Annotated in this window: 15 protein-coding genes; 8 read left to right on the plus strand and 7 right to left on the minus strand. The window is 45.6% G+C overall.

Annotated features, from left to right (window positions below; all coding sequences use genetic code 11):
* Positions 1 to 180 precede the first annotated feature (180 nt).
* Positions 181 to 2,832, plus strand: coding sequence for a valine--tRNA ligase (locus tag VIP81_RS00250; RefSeq protein ID WP_331956465.1), 2,652 nt, complete (start codon positions 181 to 183; stop codon positions 2,830 to 2,832).
* A 59-nt stretch (positions 2,833 to 2,891) separates the two neighbouring features.
* A complete protein-coding gene (locus VIP81_RS00255; protein WP_331956466.1) occupies positions 2,892 to 3,368 on the plus strand; it encodes a hypothetical protein in 477 nt (158 codons plus the stop codon).
* Position 3,369: 1 nt separating this feature from the next.
* On the opposite strand, the gene VIP81_RS00260 is transcribed toward VIP81_RS00255, so the two are convergent.
* From VIP81_RS00260 to VIP81_RS00285, 6 genes are all read right to left on the minus strand, one after another.
* A complete protein-coding gene (locus VIP81_RS00260; protein WP_331956467.1) occupies positions 3,370 to 6,174 on the minus strand; it encodes a hypothetical protein in 2,805 nt (934 codons plus the stop codon).
* Between the two features lie 145 nt (positions 6,175 to 6,319).
* The gene (locus tag VIP81_RS00265; protein ID WP_331956468.1) at positions 6,320 to 7,747 is read right to left on the minus strand and encodes an L-serine ammonia-lyase; all 1,428 of its coding nucleotides are present in this window, start codon (positions 7,745 to 7,747) and stop codon (positions 6,320 to 6,322) included.
* Positions 7,748 to 7,858: 111 nt separating this feature from the next.
* Complete coding sequence (locus VIP81_RS00270) at positions 7,859 to 8,335, minus strand: FKBP-type peptidyl-prolyl cis-trans isomerase (RefSeq protein ID WP_331956469.1); 477 nt, start codon at positions 8,333 to 8,335, stop codon at positions 7,859 to 7,861.
* Between the two features lie 67 nt (positions 8,336 to 8,402).
* A complete protein-coding gene (locus VIP81_RS00275) occupies positions 8,403 to 8,885 on the minus strand; it encodes an FKBP-type peptidyl-prolyl cis-trans isomerase (protein ID WP_331956470.1) in 483 nt (160 codons plus the stop codon).
* Between the two features lie 130 nt (positions 8,886 to 9,015).
* The gene (gene groL, locus VIP81_RS00280) at positions 9,016 to 10,653 is read right to left on the minus strand and encodes a chaperonin GroEL (RefSeq protein ID WP_331956471.1); all 1,638 of its coding nucleotides are present in this window, start codon (positions 10,651 to 10,653) and stop codon (positions 9,016 to 9,018) included.
* 52 nt (positions 10,654 to 10,705) lie between these two features.
* Positions 10,706 to 10,987: a co-chaperone GroES gene (locus VIP81_RS00285; RefSeq protein ID WP_079473337.1), complete on the minus strand. Its 282-nt coding sequence runs from the start codon at positions 10,985 to 10,987 to the stop codon at positions 10,706 to 10,708.
* A 434-nt stretch (positions 10,988 to 11,421) separates the two neighbouring features.
* Here VIP81_RS00285 and nusB point away from each other — a divergent pair, with 434 nt between their 5' ends.
* The 5 genes from nusB to VIP81_RS00310 all read left to right on the plus strand — a co-directional run bounded on the left by nusB (position 11,422) and on the right by VIP81_RS00310 (position 14,376).
* Complete coding sequence (nusB, locus tag VIP81_RS00290) at positions 11,422 to 12,351, plus strand: transcription antitermination factor NusB (RefSeq protein WP_331956472.1); 930 nt, start codon at positions 11,422 to 11,424, stop codon at positions 12,349 to 12,351.
* 38 nt (positions 12,352 to 12,389) lie between these two features.
* Positions 12,390 to 12,833 carry a DUF1573 domain-containing protein gene (locus VIP81_RS00295; RefSeq protein ID WP_331956473.1) on the plus strand — a complete coding sequence of 148 codons (444 nt, stop codon included), beginning with the start codon at positions 12,390 to 12,392 and terminating at the stop codon, positions 12,831 to 12,833.
* A gap of 29 nt (positions 12,834 to 12,862) precedes the next feature.
* Entirely contained in the window at positions 12,863 to 13,207 is a 345-nt protein-coding gene (yajC, locus tag VIP81_RS00300) for a preprotein translocase subunit YajC (protein WP_331956474.1), read from the plus strand.
* A 129-nt stretch (positions 13,208 to 13,336) separates the two neighbouring features.
* A complete protein-coding gene (gene coaE / locus VIP81_RS00305) occupies positions 13,337 to 13,933 on the plus strand; it encodes a dephospho-CoA kinase (protein WP_331956475.1) in 597 nt (198 codons plus the stop codon).
* Between the two features lie 140 nt (positions 13,934 to 14,073).
* Entirely contained in the window at positions 14,074 to 14,376 is a 303-nt protein-coding gene (locus tag VIP81_RS00310; protein WP_331956476.1) for a HesB/IscA family protein, read from the plus strand.
* 106 nt (positions 14,377 to 14,482) lie between these two features.
* Here VIP81_RS00310 and secDF read toward each other — a convergent pair whose 3' ends face one another.
* Positions 14,483 to 17,641 (minus strand): protein translocase subunit SecDF, encoded by a 3,159-nt coding sequence (gene secDF / locus VIP81_RS00315; protein ID WP_331956477.1) that lies wholly within the window; start codon positions 17,639 to 17,641, stop codon positions 14,483 to 14,485.
* A 215-nt stretch (positions 17,642 to 17,856) separates the two neighbouring features.
* On the opposite strand from secDF, the gene VIP81_RS00320 reads away from it, so the two are divergent.
* Positions 17,857 to 18,577, plus strand: a 721-nt coding sequence (locus VIP81_RS00320) for a serine hydrolase (RefSeq protein ID WP_331956478.1), incomplete at its 3' end; no start/stop codon positions are given.

Consider the following 18,577-nt stretch of genomic DNA (forward strand, 5'->3'; position numbering starts at 1 on the left):
AAATAATAAGGCTTACCGCTACCAGATAGTACAAAATCGCAGCTGGCCACAAATACCTCTTATTTGGCGCATTTTTCCGGATAAGTGCATACCTGCCGCTACCCGATTACTATTATTACCCTTTAAATTTCCATCTCTCCATAATCTCCGTTATTTTTGCAACCTTATATTATGAATAGCATGGAACTTTCGAAAAACTACCTGCCCGCATTGGTGGAGGAAAAATGGTACCAACAATGGATGGACAAAGGTTATTTCCGCTCTAAGCCGGATGGCCGCCAACCCTTTACTGTCGTCATCCCCCCGCCTAATGTGACCGGGGTCCTGCATCTTGGCCATACCCTCAATGAAACCGTCCAGGACATCCTGGTGCGCCGCGCCCGTATGAGCGGGTTCAACGCCTGCTGGGTACCAGGTTCCGATCACGCGTCCATTGCTACCGAAGCCAAAGTGGTAAATATGCTCAAGCAGGAAAAAGGGATTGAAAAATCTCAGCTAACCCGCGAAGAGTTCCTGAAATATGCATTTGAATGGAAAGATAAATACGGCGATATCATCTATCACCAGATAAAGAAACTTGGCTGCAGCTGCGACTGGGACCGCGTTACCTTTACCATGGATGACCACTATTATAAAGCGGTAATCACTGTTTTTATTGATCTCTATAAAAAAGGAGTGATCTATCGCGGTGCGCGCATGATTAACTGGGACCCCAAAGCTAAAACTGCTTTGAGCGACGAGGAAGTAGAATACAAAGACCTCCAGGGGAAGCTGTACCATGTGAAATACGCCATTACAGATGCGGCGGGTACACCCACCGGCGAATTCATCACCATTGCCACCCAGCGCCCTGAAACCATCATGGGTGACACTGCCATCTGCGTAAATCCGGAAGATGAAAGATATGCGCACCTGAAAGGTCATTTTGCCACCGTACCGCTGATCAACCGCCGTGTACCGGTAATTTTTGATACTTATGTAGATAAAGAATTTGGTACCGGTGCGCTGAAAGTAACACCTGCACACGATATCAATGACTATAACCTCGGTCTGAAACATAACCTGGAAATAGTAGATACCCTCAATGATGACGGTACCCTCAGTGCTGCCGCCATCGTATTTGTAGGGGAAGACCGCTTTGTTGCCCGTAAGAAAGTAATTGCTGCGCTGGCAGAAGAAGGCTTACTGGAAAAAGAGCAGGAATACACTACCCGTCTCGGTTACAGTCAACGTAACCCCGACACCGTAGTAGAACCACGTATTTCTACCCAGTGGTTTGTAAAAATGGCAGAAATGGCCAAACCTGCACTGGATGCAGTTGTAAACGGTGATGTGAAAATACATCCCGGCGACCGCTTCCTGGCGACGTACAAATACTGGATGGAAAATGTAAAAGACTGGTGTATTTCCCGCCAACTCTGGTGGGGACAGCAAATCCCAGCCTGGTATGCACCCGATGGTACTTTTGAAGTAGCGTCCACCGCTGCTGAAGCGGTACAACAGTTTGCCGCCCGCAACATCACCATCACCGCCGCCGAACTGACACAGGACGAGGATTGCCTTGATACCTGGTTCAGCTCCTGGTTATGGCCGATGGAAGTATTCAATGGTATTTCGCAACCGGATAACGAAGATATCAACTACTACTACCCTACTTCTGTACTGGTAACAGGACAGGATATTATCTTCTTCTGGGTAGCCCGTATGATTATGGCCGGCCTGGAATTCAAAGAAGTGAAGCCTTTCAGTGATGTATACTTCACCGGAATGGTACGCGATAAACTGGGACGCAAAATGAGTAAACAGCTGGGGAATTCTCCGGATCTGCTGGAACTCATTCGTGACTACGGTGCAGACGCAGTACGCTTTGGTATCATGATCTCTTCACCGGCGGGTAACGATTTGCTCTATGATGATTCCAGCTGCGATCAGGGACGTAGCTTCTGTAATAAAATATGGAATGCACTGAAGCTGGTGAAAATGTGGGAGCAACGTCAGGAAGATGACAGCACTACCAATGCCGCTGCCAATGACTTTGCAGTGAAATGGTTTGAAAGCAGACTGAATGAAGTGCAGGCAGAAGTAGCCGCTTTGCATAAAGATTTCCGTTTGAGTGAAGGACTAAAAGCTATCTATAGCCTGGTATGGGACGATTTCTGCAGCTGGTACCTCGAATGGGCCAAGCCAGGTTTCGAACAACCGATTCCGGCCTCTGTTTATCGCAAAACAGTTTACTTCTTTGAGCAACTGATGCAGTTGTTGCACCCATATATGCCGTTTGTTACGGAAGAAATTTATCAACAGCTGGTAGTACGTGATGCTGATGATTCGCTGATGATGAAACAGTTTGCCACACCGGAAGCACCTGTACATGCTACACTTCTGGAGGGTTTGCTGGCTAAAGAAGTAATCAGCAGCATCCGTGATGCACGTAATAAAAACCAGATCAAGCCGAAAGAACCGATTGTACTGCATATAGAAACCAAACACGAAAATGCGTTCAAACAAATTGAAAGCATCCTCACCAAGCAGGTGAACGCGTCTGCCATTCATTATGTGCAGGCACCTGTGGCAGGTTGTATTACAGTGGTTATCCAGAAAGATAAATTCTACCTGGGTACAGCAACCGTATTGGATACTACTGCGCAGAAAGCCACCCTGCAGAAAGACCTGGAATATCTGAAAGGATTCCTGGGTTCTGTTGAAAAGAAGCTCTCTAACGAAGGCTTTGTACAGAAAGCAAAACCTGAAGCGGTGGAAGCGGAGCGCCAGAAAAAAGCAGATGCCGAAGCAAAGATTGCTGTCATCGAGGAAAGTTTAAAATCCTTATAATTTTTATCATCGCCCGGTCGTTACTATACCGGGCGATTTTTTTATATCCTATTACTATCATGCAAAAACACCTGTTACTTTGTTTCTTCTTTACCGCTGCAATGGCACCTGTATTTGCGCAGTCCACTAAAAAGCCTGCTGCAAAACCTGCTGCTGTTACCAATAAAAGACCGATGAAACTGCGTAGCAGCTGGGGAATTTACCTGAGCGACACGCTTCCTAAAAATGAAGTCATCAAACTGCTGGATTCTGCGTTGGTAGTCCGGGATGAAAAAAATATCAAATACCCGGTGCTCTCCTTTGCTTTTACTTATGAAAAGCATGAACCTTACCTGAACGATACCACCGGCCAACCCGCACTCTATAAAGATTTTACCGGAGACAACTTCAAATCAGCTTCCCTCTCCCCTTTGTGGAGCAAGGGTTTGAAGGAATCGCTGCAAACCGGTGATGTATTATACTTCGATGAGATCATCATCAAATATGCAGAAGAAAAATTCTACAAAGCACCTTCACTTAAGATCAGCGTAAAATAATTCAGTAGTTAAACAGCTGTTGAATGGGGATAATAAAGTCTACCCGATTCTGCGCATTGTCTACCGGGTCCTGATCGAACAGGTGGCTGAAACGCACGCCAAATGTGAATGGCAGGGCATTGCCTATCCTTGTATCGAAGTATAATTCTGTGCCCGCAGACATGTAACGGTTATCGATATGTTGTGGCGCATAATTGGCCATGCTATAATCATAGAACAGGTTGGCCCTGATCCGGTTAAAGTAAAGGATTTGCGCAAAGCCCCAGTCGGGGTATGCCAGTGGCAGGTGGTAATTGGCGCCCAGCTTGTAGATACGAGTATAGAACGGTGTATTGTACCCTCTCGCATATACGAAGTTATCTGAAAATGAATAGTTAAAAGACTGATCACGTTGCTGATAAGCGGCCTGTAATACGAGGTTATGATTTTGCCATAAACCGGGCAGATACTGATCGAACCGTGCATACAACTGCTCTGCATACAGGCCGTTCACGGAGGTATTGTACTGTACTGCCAGGTACTGTCCGAAATGTGTGAATATATTCTGTGTAGCCTTCATCCGTTGATTACTGAAGATGACGGTGTTACTGAGAAACTGTAAATCGTTCCCCTTGTATTTGCTGTCCAGGTAGCGGTGGCGGATGTTGTAAGTGCTCCCAAATGAGATACTGCGGTTATATAGTCCCCGGGAAAGATTGAGCGGGATACTCACACCTACATTGGCGGTGGCTTCATTCCAGTACACCCGCTGCCGGTTCTGATCAAGTCCATTGCGGTTGATGGCGTAATCGGCGCCTACAGACAATACCGGAAACAGTCCTCCAAAAGTAAAACTGGCTGCCAGATCGGAGTAGCCTTCATTGCGGTTGTACGTATAGCCGATACTGGTAGATGTAGTACTCAATATATTTTCACCGATCAGGGAAATGCCATAATCCGGATCATTAAAAGAAGGTACCCAGCTGTGGAAATTAAATGGATGGGTGAGCTGTGAATATTTTTTTACCGGTAAGGAATCATGCGGTACAATACCCAGGATATCTCCTCCTTCTTTAAAGTCGGGCTGCAGCCAGGCGCTGCGACTATCGCCACTCACGGGTACTTCTTTCCATGACGAGGTATTCAGGGCGGCATGATACAGCTTGTATCCTTTGATGGTGAACTCGCTGAAAAGGAGACTGTCTTTCTGCGCATCTATGGCCATATGCAAGGCGCTGTTGCCTCTGTCGGTTACTTCGTAGGTTTTCTTATCAGCTAACGTAATAGCATATACGTTGTTTACATCTTTGTAGCCGCTGGTAAAATAAACGGTATCACCGCTTACAGCAGGTATTCCAATTACGGTGAAGCTGAAAGGCGTGAGCACCGTGCTTTCACCCGTAGCGAGCGACTGCTGTACCAGCGCCATTTCTCCCCTGGTATTACGTACAGCGCTGATCACTGCCTGGTCATTGGCGGTAAACCTTGGATAGGTATAGAACCAGTTTTCCGGGTTAGGTAATTCCTTTTCTACCGCTCCATTTTGTGTATTGATCAGTTGCAGGTGGTACTGCATAGCCGGCGTGGTGGCTACTGCAATTACCTGCTGACCATTTGCACTAATATCCGGAGAGAAGAATTTGCCTCTGGGAGATATTGTTTTCGTACGTCCGGTAGCGTTATCCCAGATACGGATCACCGAAAAATCTTTCCAGCTCCAACGCGCATCAAAGCGGGCGGCGGCCCATACGATGCGACCATTGCGATAGCTGAAAAAATCATCGTACACCAGGCCAGGACGTACCAGCAAATGTTCTTCGCCGGCGGCATTGAGCTGATAGATCCCGGGGATTTTGTTCCGGGTGTTTTTCAGTACGATCCGTTCATTATTACCGGCCGTGTATACATATTTATAATCGGTCACTGGTTTGGCGACTGGCAGCACAGCTACTGCGGGCGTGGTATCAGGGCGGGCAGCATAGCTATTCCACAGTGGCTGGTATTCAGCCATGGTGGCCTGATAAAACGCCGTAATATTTTTGCCTGTTCTCTTTTTCAGGCTATGTGACATGGGATAAAAAAGGCCACGGAAACGAACGGCATCGGAGGTCACGTCCTTCCAGAATGTTTGACCGTAATGTGTGCGGCCGTAGGTAGACATCAGGTATCCCAGTGGATAATGATCGGGCACATAGTCTACATACGAGCCGTTGCGTATTTTCATATAGGCGTACTGTTTACCTGCCAGTGAAAGTCCGCGGAAACCATCGAAGAAGCCCGGAAGTCTGCCTCTGCCCTGTGGTGTCAATGCAGTTTCCATCACCACGGCATCGCCTTCCCAAAACCAGTTGGGTACGGCAATATTGGTGATAGCGGCTTGTCCCAGTTCACCACCGAGAATAGAAAATACTTTAGAGAGTCCCTGCCGGAAGTTCATGTTCTGCAGCACATGCCGGTACTCATGCACCGACAATTGTTCTACCCAGTTGAGGGAGCCCAGATCCAGTGAAGTAGGCGAAGGAGTGAGATAGAATTCAGAACGAAAGGGGCCCAGTTGCACATATCCGTTGGATTGCATCGTTTGGTTCTGCAATACGATGTTTACTTTTTTCTCCAGCGGGCCAATAGAGGCACGGGTATAACGGTTGAGATAATGTACGATGTTGGCCACACGTTCACCGGGCAGGGTCATGCCTTGGGGGAAAATCACTCTTACCGTATCTGTATTTATCTGCTGCCATTTCAGTGATGGCGGGTTGCCACCAAATTGCTGTGCTGATAGAGAAAGAGAAAGCGCAAAAAGACAAATAGTGGCAAGGATACGCATAAGAGAATGACGAATTTCAAATTACGAATGACGGATATTAGCGAATGACGATACCGTATAAACGAAAATATGGTTCTTTCCTTATATTATAACATCTATTCGCTAATATCCTTATTTCTTCATTTGTAATTCGTAATTCCGTCTACTAACATTCCGGCAAGCTGATTGGAATATTTACCGCCAGGCCACCATCGGAGGTTTCCTTGTATTTGGAGTTCATGTCCTGTGCTGTTTCCCACATGGTTTTCACGACGGCATCCAGCGACACCTTTGCCAGTTCCGGGTTGCTTTGCAGGGCCAGTTGAGAAGCGGTGATGGCTTTAATGGCGCCCATGGTATTTCTTTCGATGCAGGGTATTTGTACCAGTCCACCTATTGGATCGCAGGTAAGACCGAGGTGATGTTCCATGGCTATTTCTGCGGCCATCAGTACCTGGCGTTGGGAACCTCCCATACATTCGGTGAGGGCAGCAGCGGCCATGGCAGAGGATACACCTATTTCAGCCTGACAGCCGCCCATGGCTGCTGAAATGGTGGAGCGCTTTTTAAAGATGCTGCCTATTTCAGAAGCGGTCAGGAGGAACTGTTGTATTTTATCATCGTGGAAGCCATCGCAGAAGGCGATGAAATACTGCAGTACAGCGGGTATTACGCCGGCGGCGCCGTTGGTAGGTGCTGTTACTACACGTCCAAAGGAAGCATTTTCTTCGTTTACGGCCAGTGCAAAACAACTTACCCAGTCGAGTGTATAGCTGAAATGCTCTCCACCTGCTCTGATAGCGGTTATCCAGGAAGCATAATCTGTATAGGTACGTCCTTTGAGTAATTTTTTATTGAGTGCGGCGGCGCGACGGCCTACCCGGAGTCCGCCGGGTAATTCGCCACTGGTATGACAGCCGCGGAAAGTACATTCCTGCATCACGCGCCAGATATTTAGTAATCCTTTCCGTGTTTCTTCTTCCGGGCGCCATGCCTGTTCGTTTTCCATCACCAATTCCGAAATGCTGTAGCCTGTTTTGATGCACCATTGCAGCAGCTGACGGGCAGTATCTATTGGAAACGGCAGGTCTACCTGGTGTGCACTGCTGCCATCCTCGCCTTCCTGTACTACAAAGCCGCCACCGATAGAATACCAGGTGGAAGCGATTTGTTCTCCATCCAGGAAAGATACCAGGAATGTGAGTGCATTTGGATGAAAGGGTAGTGATTCTTCAAAGAGGAAGTCAATATCTTCAACGGGATCAAAGTCTATTTCATATTTACCTGCCAGCAACATTTTGCGGTGACGGCGGATATCATCCATTTTAGGATTGATCTGGTTCACATCAAAAGTCACGGGATCATCTCCACAAAGTCCGAGTTGTACGGCAATATCGGTACCGTGTCCATGACCTGTTTTGGCGAGCGATCCATATAATAAAACCTGTACTTTGCTGACAGCCGGTAATCTGCCTTCCTTTTCCAACTGTGCCAGGAAGCGGAGCGCTGCCCGCCATGGGCCTAAGGTATGGGAACTGGAAGGACCAACGCCTATCTTAAAAATATCAAATACTGAAATACATTCGTGTGCCACTATATTTTAGTTTATCTGTAAAATTAACGGAAAGCGGGCGAATAAAACAATAACATAAAAAAGCGGTGCTGACAGAGCCGGCACCGCTTTTTTATGTTATCCTGTGATCAATTATTTATTCGTAAAATCCTTCAGCTTTACATTAAAAACCAGGACAGTGTTACCTGGAATCGAACCCTGTCCCTGAGGACCATATGCGAAATAAGAAGGCAGGAATAAATTGATTTCTCCACCTTTTCCTATTTTAGGTATACCTATTGTCCAGCCTGGAATTACGCGGTTCAGATCAAAATTGGCATTATAGCTACTATCAAACACTTTTTTATCCAGGAAAGAACCGATGTAGGCCACGTTCACACTAGCCGCGCCCTTCACCGAATCACTTTCTCCTCTGGTTACAATCTGGTAAAAAATACCCAGTGAGTCATGTTGCAGGTTTGTGATATTGTTCGCTGCGGCGTAAGCAACAATCTTTGTGGAGTCAATTCTATACTGCGCCAGGGCATCATAAGACGGTGTATCATCTTTTTTTGAACAGGCAGCGAGTACTAATAAAAATAATCCTCCCAACAGAAAAACTTTCTTCATACGATTACGTTTCGGTTTTATTATGAAATTAAAAGGTGACAATGCGATTGGCAATAGTAATGACTTTTTACCTGATATTTACTAATTCCACATCTGAAATCAGGACGGCATTAGCTGGAATGATGCCGGGGATACCGGTAGAGCCGTAGGCCAGCGCTGGTGGAATGTATAATCTGATTTTACCACCCTTAGAGATTTTCTGTAGTCCTATCTGCCAGCCTGGAATATGATTTTTAAGTTCCCGCTGATCAAAGTCAGTCGGGCCAAATGAGGAGCCCACTGTTTCTCCGTTGAGTAGCTGATTGCTATAAATGACGGTGGGAATGGAACTGGCTTTAACAAAGTGAACGCTGTCACCTGCTTCGAGGATCTTATAATAAAGACCTGAAGCATCTTTAATGGCAGTTTCATTATGGGCGCTGAGATAGCTGAGGATTACATTTTCCATCCTCACGTCTGCCACATCCATTTGTAATGATCCTTCTTTTTTGGTGCATGCCATTAACAATACGATGAGGCATGCGCTTATTATTTTTACAGCTGTATTCATCCGCTTCTGTTTACGATCCTGGTTGTTTAACGGATATCTACCGCGAAAGTTACAATTATTCTGTTACCGACATAAAAAAACTCCTGCCAGGCCGAAACCTGCAGGAGTTTTTTTATAGTAATAATATAGATTAGTAATCCATACCCATACCGTGGCCACCGCCGCCCATTGCAGGCGCAGAAGACTTAGGTTCTGGTTTATCAGCGATTACACATTCTGTAGTCAACAGCATGGAAGCGATTGATGCAGCGTTTTCCAGTGCAATACGGGTTACTTTAGTAGGATCGATTACACCTGCAGCCAGTAAGTTTTCGAAAACTTCGGTGCGTGCGTTGAAACCGAAATCACCTTTACCTTCTTTCACTTTCTGTACTACGATAGAACCTTCGATACCTGCGTTAGCAGTGATCTGACGTAATGGTTCTTCGATAGCACGTTTAACGATAGAGATACCGGTTTGTTCGTCGTTGTTAGCACCTTTCAGTGATCCCAGGGCTTCGATAGCGCGGATGTAAGCCACACCACCACCAGGAACGATACCTTCTTCAACGGCAGCGCGGGTAGCGTGTAAAGCATCGTCTACGCGATCTTTCTTTTCTTTCATTTCTACTTCAGTAGCAGCACCAACGTAGAGTACAGCCACACCACCGCTTAATTTAGCGAGACGTTCCTGTAATTTTTCGCGGTCGTAGTCAGAAGTAGTTACTTCGATTTGTGCTTTGATTTGTCCGATGCGGGAAGTGATGGCATCTTTTTCACCTTTACCACCTACGATGGTAGTGTTATCTTTATCGATGGTGATAGATTCTGCTTTACCGAGGTAAGTCAGGTCAGCGTTTTCCAGTTTGTAACCTTGTTCTTCGCTGATAACGATACCACCGGTGAGGGTAGCCAGATCCTGCAGCATATCCTTTCTTCTGTCGCCAAAGCCAGGAGCTTTAACAGCAGCAACTTTCAGGGTACCACGCAGTTTGTTTACCACCAGGGTAGCCAGAGCTTCACCTTCCAGATCTTCAGAGATGATGACTAATGGCGCGCCTTGTTGAGCTACTTTTTCCAGGATGTGCAGGATATCCTTCATAGTGCTGATCTTTTTATCGTAGATCAGGATATAAGGGTTAGCCAGTTCAGCCTGCATTTTTTCGCTGTTGGTAATGAAGTAAGGAGACAGGTAACCGCGGTCAAACTGCATACCTTCTACTACTTCAACAGTAGTGTCAGTACCTTTAGCTTCTTCTACAGTGATAACGCCGTCTTTGGTTACTTTCTGCATTGCCTGGGCAATCAGTTTACCAATTTCGTTGTCGTTGTTAGCGGAGATAGATGCTACCTGTTCGATTTTCTGGTTGTCGTTACCAACACTTTCAGATTGTTTTCTCAGGTTTTCAACTACTGCTTTAACAGCTTTGTCGATACCACGTTTCAGGTCCATTGGGTTAGCACCGGCAGCTACGTTTTTCAAACCGTCGCCGATGATCGCCTGTGCCAGAACGGTTGCAGTGGTAGTACCATCACCTGCCAGATCAGCAGTTTTGGAAGCTACTTCTTTCACCATTTGCGCACCCATATTTTCGATAGCGTCTTCGAGTTCAATTTCTTTAGCAACGGTAACACCATCTTTAGTTACACCCGGAGCACCGAATTTCTTTTCGATTACTACGTTACGACCTTTAGGGCCGAGGGTTACTTTAACGGCATCAGCCAGAGTGTCAACGCCTTTCTTCATTTTGTTGCGGGCGTCTATATTGAAGAAAATTTGTTTTGCCATAATACTTTGTAGATTTTTCTATTAGGAATTAAAACATATCCGTGGGTCTATCTTAAACGATAGCCAGGATATCAGATTCACGCATGATTAAGTAATCTTCGCCTTCGATAGGGAGTTCCTGACCAGAGTATTTACCATACAGAACAGTATCACCTACTTTCACAGTGATTGGTTCATCTTTTTTACCAGGACCAGCAGCCACCACGGTGCCTCTCACTGGTTTTTCTTTTGCAGTATCCGGGATAATGATACCACCAGCTGTTTTCTCTTCTGCTGCTGCAGGTTTCACGATTACCCTGTCAGCTAAAGGTTTAATACTTAATTGTTTAGCCATAGTAGATTTTATTTAAAAAAGATGTTTATATTTTGTTCCTTCCCGTCCACGAGAATTGTGCCAAGGCGGTTTTCGGGTCAAATTTGCAGTTCACGAAGGTATTGACTAGATTCCAAACTGACAAATCATGACAGCGAACCCGAAAAAATGACAGAAATGACAGAACGCGGATTTTGTCTTTCCCAGGATTATACTGATTTAGATGATTTTCCCGATTTTTTTAATGATTTTTAAGATTTTGGGAGATGAGAGCAGATATATTTGCTTCCATCTCCCAAAATCTTAAAAATCATTAAAATCAAAGGAAAAGATCAGTATAATCAGTATAATCAGTATAATCCTGGGAAAGACAAAATCCGCTCCTGTGCCAAATATCCTTAAATATGAATTTTTTTCTCTAGTTTTGCGCCCTTATACCAGTTCTTTTTTATACGATGATCAGTAGAAGAAACATCCGGGTAAAGGTGATGCAAACACTTTACGCCCTGGAAACGATGGATGAAAGCAGTATTAAGCCAGGCACGGCCACCAGACTTTTGAATGAAAAGCTGGACCAAACCTGTCAGATCTTTACCTACTTACTTAATTCAGTGGTACAGGTGGCGCAATACGCAGAAATTGACGCGCTCGCCCGTGCCTCCAAACACTTACCCTCTGCCGAGGATCTGCAAGTGAACACCAAGATTGCAGGTAATGAATTTATTTACCAGATAACCAGTGACAAGGGGTTCCAGGTAAACCTGGAACAATGGAAAATGAAGCTGCAGACAGACGATGATCTGCTCAGAAAGCTTTATAACCAGATGGTAGTTACGGACACCTATAAAGCTTATATAGCAGATGGTAGTCGTACCAAAGCCGGTGAAAAAGAAATACTGGAATTTATCTATAAAGAAGTACTGGGGAAAAGTGAGCTGTTTATACAGCATATGGAAGATACCTTCCTCCACTGGGGCGATGATGAAGAAATGATGAGCATTCTGATCAACAATTACTTCAACAAGCCACATCTCTTTAATTTCCTGCAGCTGATCAGCAAAGAAAAGCTGGATTACGCCAAGGAACTGTTGCTGACGGTTATTGATAAGAAAGAATACTGCCTGGAACTGATCAAGCCCAAATTACAAAACTGGGATTCTGAGCGTATAGCAGCAGTAGATATGTTACTGATGGAAATGGGGGTATGTGAATTCCTTTACTTCCCTACCATTCCTACCAAAGTAACGATCAACGAATATATCGATCTGGCCAAAGCATATAGCACACCACAGAGTGGACAGTTTATCAACGGGATTCTGGATAATATCCTGAAAGACCTGGAAAAAGAACAATTGGTTCAAAAACAGGACCGTCCCAAAAAGTAAGTGGGAAAAGTTATTTTTACCTAAAAAATAGCAATACCATGAAAAAGCTGTTCTGTTTACTCGCCTGTGGAAGCCTGCTGATTGCGGCTTGTAACAATAGTGCCAAAAACAACACTTCCGCCGCCGGTGCAGCCGGTAACGGACAAATAAAGGAAGACGGGCAATCCTCTGCATTAACCTTTGAAGAAAAGGTGCATAATTTCGGGGAAATTGTAGCCGGTGAAAAGGTAGAATACTCCTTTAAATTCACCAATACAGGCAGTAGCCCACTGCTGATCGAAGACGCCATTTCCAGCTGTGGTTGTACCGTTCCGGAATGGCCGAAAGAGCCGATCAAACCCGGACAATCCGGCTATATGAAAGTTATTTTTGATAGTCATGGTAAATCCGGTTACACAGAGAAAGAGATTTCTGTCAAAATCAACAATAAAGACGGTTATGTGGTAGGACCTAAAATCCAGTGTAATATTATTACCAAATAGACCCGAATAAACTATTAAATCAATTATAGATGAACATCCTGAACATTTTATTAATGGCGCCTCAAGCCGGTGCCTCAGGCGGTGGTAACTCCTGGGTTTCTTTCCTGTTTTTTGGCGGTATGATTGTCGTTATGTGGCTTTTTATGATTCGCCCTCAGACTAAGAAAGCAAAACTGCAGAAACAATTTATCGACAACCTGAAAGAAGGCGACAAAATCGTTACCATCGCAGGTATTCACGGTAAAGTGAAAAAAATGAATGATAACAATACTGTATTGATGGAAGTTAGTCCTGGTACCAGCTTTATCATTGAGCGTTCCGCTATCAGCATGGAATATACTTCAGCGCAACAGAAAGCAGCTGAAACCAAATAAGATATTACGAATTAGCCATTAAGACTACGGAGTTGTGTATAGATATTAGCGGACCAATGATCGCTGCTGTCTACATACAACTCCGTAATTCGTAATGCCTAATTCGTAATTCTTTTCTAAATTGGGGGCATGTTAAAGATAGGAATCACCGGAGGCATTGGCTCTGGCAAAAGCACCGTTAGCAAAATATTTGAATTACTGGGCGTCCCCGTATATTATGCGGACGAAAGGGCGAAAGATATACTGGTCCGTGATCCGGAGCTGATGGAGCAGGTGAAGCAACATTTCGGGGCGGAGGTATATGATGCAAACGGCGTCCTGAACCGGAAATACCTCGGCAATATTGTATTCAACGACAAGGATAAACTGGCCATCCTCAACTCCCTGGTACATCCGGCTACCATCCGCGATTCTGACCAATGGGCGCAGCAACAGCATACGCCGTATGTTTTAAAGGAAGCAGCCCTGCTTTTTGAAACAGAATCCTTCCACCATCTCGATAAAATAATAGCCGTTTTTGCCCCGCAGCCGCTGCGGATACACCGCGTTATGAAGCGGGATAATGTTACCCGCGATGAAGTATTGGCGCGCATTTACAAGCAAATTGATGAAACCATCAAAATGCGTTTAAGCGATTATATTATACATAACGACGAACAGCATATGGTGATTCCGCAGGTGCTCGCCCTCCACGAACAACTGCTGGCGCTTTCGGCCGAAAAGTAAAGCTGGCAGGGGGTTCCCGGCCCATCAGGCAGCAGATACCTGGCGCCCGATGTTTTACGGCCCGCTCTCCCGGGTTACCTGGGGTATAGCAGGGCGGTCAACCACCCCATTTTTTCCTAACTTCGATTAAAATACGGATAATGGATACTGCGAACAGAGCTCCTATTCAATTGACAGTCAATGCTGTGGAAATAGTAAAACAATTATTACAGGGGAATACAGCAGCACCCTACCTGCGGGTAGGCGTGAAAGGGGGCGGTTGTTCCGGCGTAGCTTATATGCTCGGTTTCGACGCCATCATGGAAGATGATGATCTCTTTGATATAGCCGGTATTCCGGTCATTATGAAGAAAGCGCATGGTATGTACCTCATGGGAATGGAAATAGACTACCAGGAAAGCAGCGATGCCGCAGGATTCGTATTCCGGCAGCCGGGTAGCTGATCCCATCTCCCTTTACAACTACAAACACAGATATTTACCTAAATAAAAAGAGACTGCCTTTATCAGGCAGTCTCTTTTTTATCAAACATTATTTCAGTGACCTTACTTATTTAGTAGCAGGAGTCGCTTTTTGAGCAATTACTTCTACTGATTCACTCTCATTAGACAGTTCGTTCTTCTTGTCGAAGTCAACCAGTACGGGAGCAGCTACAAAGATAGAAGAGTAAGTACCGGTGATCACACCAATCAGCATCGCAAAGGCGAAACCGCGGGTTACTTCACCACCGAAGATAAACAATATCAGGATGGTCAGGAACACCGTCAGGGAGGTCATAATGGTACGGCTCAGGGTATCGTTGATCGCTTTGTTGATAACGGTATCTCTGTCGCGGCCATGTTTACCGGTTCTGAAGTACTCACGGATACGGTCAAATACAATCACGGTATCGTTCATGGAGAACCCGATCACTGTCAGGATCGCAGCGATAAAGTGCTGATCGATTTCCAGTGTGAATGGTACAAAAGTTCTGCACCAGGAGAATACTGCCAGTGTTACCAGTACGTCATGCAGCAGGGAGAATATAGTACCGATAGAGTACTGCCATTTGCTGAAACGTAACAGGATATACAGGAAGATCACCACGAGTGACAGCACAGTTGCTTTTACAGCACCGGCGCGTAAGTCATCCGAAATGGTAGGTGATACCGTTTGTGATCCGACAATATAGCGGTTAGCAAATACTTCAGGCGTTACAGAAGCATCATAGAACTTCTTCAGGCCGCCGTATAATTTATCTGCTACTTCTTTATCTACCGCCAGGCTCTGTTGCTCAATTTTGTAAGCAGTAGTGATGTTCAGCTGGTTGGTAGTTCCGATTGTTTTAACGAATACTTCTGATTCGAATTCTTTCTTCAGTACATCTGCTACTTCCTGTCTGTTCATCGCATGTTCGAAGCGAACCGTATAGCTACGTCCACCGGAGAAATCGATACCGTGGTCGAAACCATGGAAGAAGGAAGAAACACCTGCTACCATTACAACAGCAGAGATGATGTAAGCGTATTTACGTTTACCGACGAAGTCGAAGGCAGCGTGTTTAAATACTTTACGGGAAATTGGTGTAAAGTATTCGAAGTGTCTTTTTCTCTTCATCCAGAAGTCAGTTACCATACGGGAAACCAGGATACCGCAGAACAGAGACAGGAACAAACCTATGATCTGAGTGGTAGCAAAGCCCAGTACAGGACCTAAACCGAAGTAAAACAGGATGAATGCAGTGAGGAGGGAGGTAACGTGACCATCCAGAACCGGAGCGTAGGAACGTTTGTAACCGTCTGCTACCGCATCATGGTAGGACTTACCGTGGGTAAGTTCGTCCTTGATTCTTTCGAAGATGATTACGTTGGTATCTACCGCCATACCGATGGTGAGTACCATACCGGCAATACCGGCCATTGTTAACGTAGCACCCATAGACGCCAGGATACCGAAGGTAAACAGCAGGTTGAGTACCAGTGCAATGTTAGCTACCCAGCCGGCAGAGTTGTAATACACCAGCATGAGTACGAAAATGATTCCGAAGGAGATCATGAAAGATTTAGCACCTGCAGCGATGGATTCAGCGCCGAGGGTTGGTCCTACGATCTGTTCCTGTACGATCTGTGCAGGAGCCGGCATTTTACCGGATTTCAGGATATTGGCGAGGTCATTGGCTTCTTCGATGGTAAAGCTACCACTGATAGAAGAACGGCCACCGGCAATTTCGCCCTGTATAGAAGGTGCAGAGTAAACGATATTATCCAGTACTACTGCTACATAGTTGAAGGTAGCCGGATTTTTTGAATCTGTTGGAGCCAGTTCGCCGGTCAGTTTTTTCCATTCATGGGCACCTACGTTGTCCATGGTCATGCTGATTTCCGGTTGGTTGTTCTGGTCCATATCCTGACGTGCATCTACGATCCTTTCGCCACCAACGCGTGGAGCAGGGTTAGCAGGATTCACTTTCAGGAGGTAAACAGCCATGGGGCCGTGTTTATCTTCTTTATTTTCGGGACCGAATGCAATCACGCCATCTTTAGGCAGTACAGCCTGTACAGCTGGCAGTCGCAGGTAACGGCCGAAAGTAGCGGTGTCTTTAGGTAAGATTCTGCCGATAGACGGGCCGGGATAAGCCTGACCGGTTTGCATGTCTACGTTCGGGAACAATACAGAGAACAGTGGATTTTGTTTCTGCTGTTCCTGGATTTGCAGTTCTTTGCTTGCATTTTTGCCGGTATCTTTTTTAGCCAGGTATTGATTGAGGCTGCCATCTTTACTGGTATCACCTTTCGCGTCTGCAGCGGCAGTGGTAGTTGCAGCAGTTGCTGTATCTACTGCCGGGGTAGCAGGCGTGTGGGTATCCAGTGAATTTTTGATGGCCTCGTTCATTGGCATCAGAATATTCTGCAATACTTCAGGACCATTTTTGTACACCTCTCTGAATTCGAGGTTGGCAGTAGCCTGCAGGTATTTGTGTACACGGGCAGCGTTATCAACACCTGCCAGTTCTACAGAGATCAGACCTTTGTTTTCGTCCAGGCTGATGTTAGGTTGTGCCACACCGAATTTATCAATACGTTTTTGCAGTACGATATAGGTATTTTTAATGGCAACACGTGATTCCTTGCGGATCATGTCCAGCACCTGCTGATTGGAGGAATTAAAGGTGATATCCTTTTGGTAGGCATTTGCAAAAATAGTTGCCAGTTTACCCTGAGGAGCTACTTCGGCGTATGCTTGACCGAACAAAGTAACAAAATCTGACTGGTTTGTCTTTTTCAGTTCATTTGCCCTAACCAGCGCTCTGTTAAATGCAGCGTCCTTGGATTGACCGGATAAAGCGCGGATAACGTCTTCCACGTTTACTTCCAGTACAACGTTCATACCTCCTACCAGGTCCAGACCGAGATTCAGTTCTTTCTCTTTGGCCTTGGTGTAGGTAACATACCATGGGAAACCTGCAATTTGCTTGCTGCTGGTACTGTCCACGATCTCTTGTCTCCTTTGTTTAATAACCCCTGCCAGCGTATCTGAGTAGAAGCCCTGCAATTCCTTGCTGTCGGGATATTTCTTGTCAGGTGTAGGGTATTGTTTGGCCACATCGTCCTTGGCCTGCTGCTCTATCTTCTTCTCATAGTTCCGCACCAAAAACGTGAAGGACAATTGGTACAAAGAGATAAGGATCAGTGCGATGGCAAAAAATCTTACCAGTCCTTTAAGTTGCATACTGTTTGTTTCGGGTTTATTAAAAAAAATTTTTAAGAGTTGCAAAGATAGAATTTAAATCGATATATTAAAGCCCTTGTTAAAAGACGCGCAAAATGAGCATACGCCTGCATTTGCAGGTTGGTGGGCATACTTTTTTATAAATCTGCAGATCCTGGTTTATGGTCTTTTTAATATTATTCCTTTGCTTTACAATCAATAACAACGACAAATATATGCAAACCCACCATTATCCGGCAACAGATAATTTTCTGGAAGCTTTGCTGAAAAGTCAAAAAAGCCGGTTAGGCGCCGTTTTCAGCGACCCTGCCGCCTACCGGTTACAGATAATTTTTACCCGGATAGACCGGGATGAGCAGCAATTGCCGCATTTTACCGATTATTTTTATGGCGTTCCGCCAGATACCTACTTCTACCCTGCTTCTACGGTAAAGTTACCGGCAGCCGCGCTGGCATTGGAAAAGCTGAACGATTTACAGTTGCCCGGCCTGCACCGGAACACGCCTTTTTTCACTGATCCACTGCCGGATATCAATACCGGAGTTCGCGTAGATCGTTCCGCCACCTCCGGCCTGCCCTCGGTGGCACATTACATCAAAAAAATATTCCTGGTCAGTGATAACGACGCCTTTAACCGTCTCTATGAACTGATCGGACAGGAACATTTTAACCAGCGGCTGTGGGAAATGGGATATGATCAGGCCCAGATCCGCCACCGGGTGGGGCTCCCACTCTATGAAGCTGCCAATAAACACACCAATGGAGTGGTGTTCCGGGAAGGCAATGTGGTGCTTTACCAGCAACCGGCCCGGTACAGCGGGCTTTCCTTTCCCCCGCGCCAGGATGTCGCCGGAAAAGCCCATTATAATCATCTCGATCAACTGGAACAGCAACCGATGAACTTCTCCCATCGCAACAAACTTCCGCTCATACACT

Source organism: Chitinophaga sp., assembly GCF_036566945.1.
Lineage (GTDB): Bacteria > Bacteroidota > Bacteroidia > Chitinophagales > Chitinophagaceae > Chitinophaga.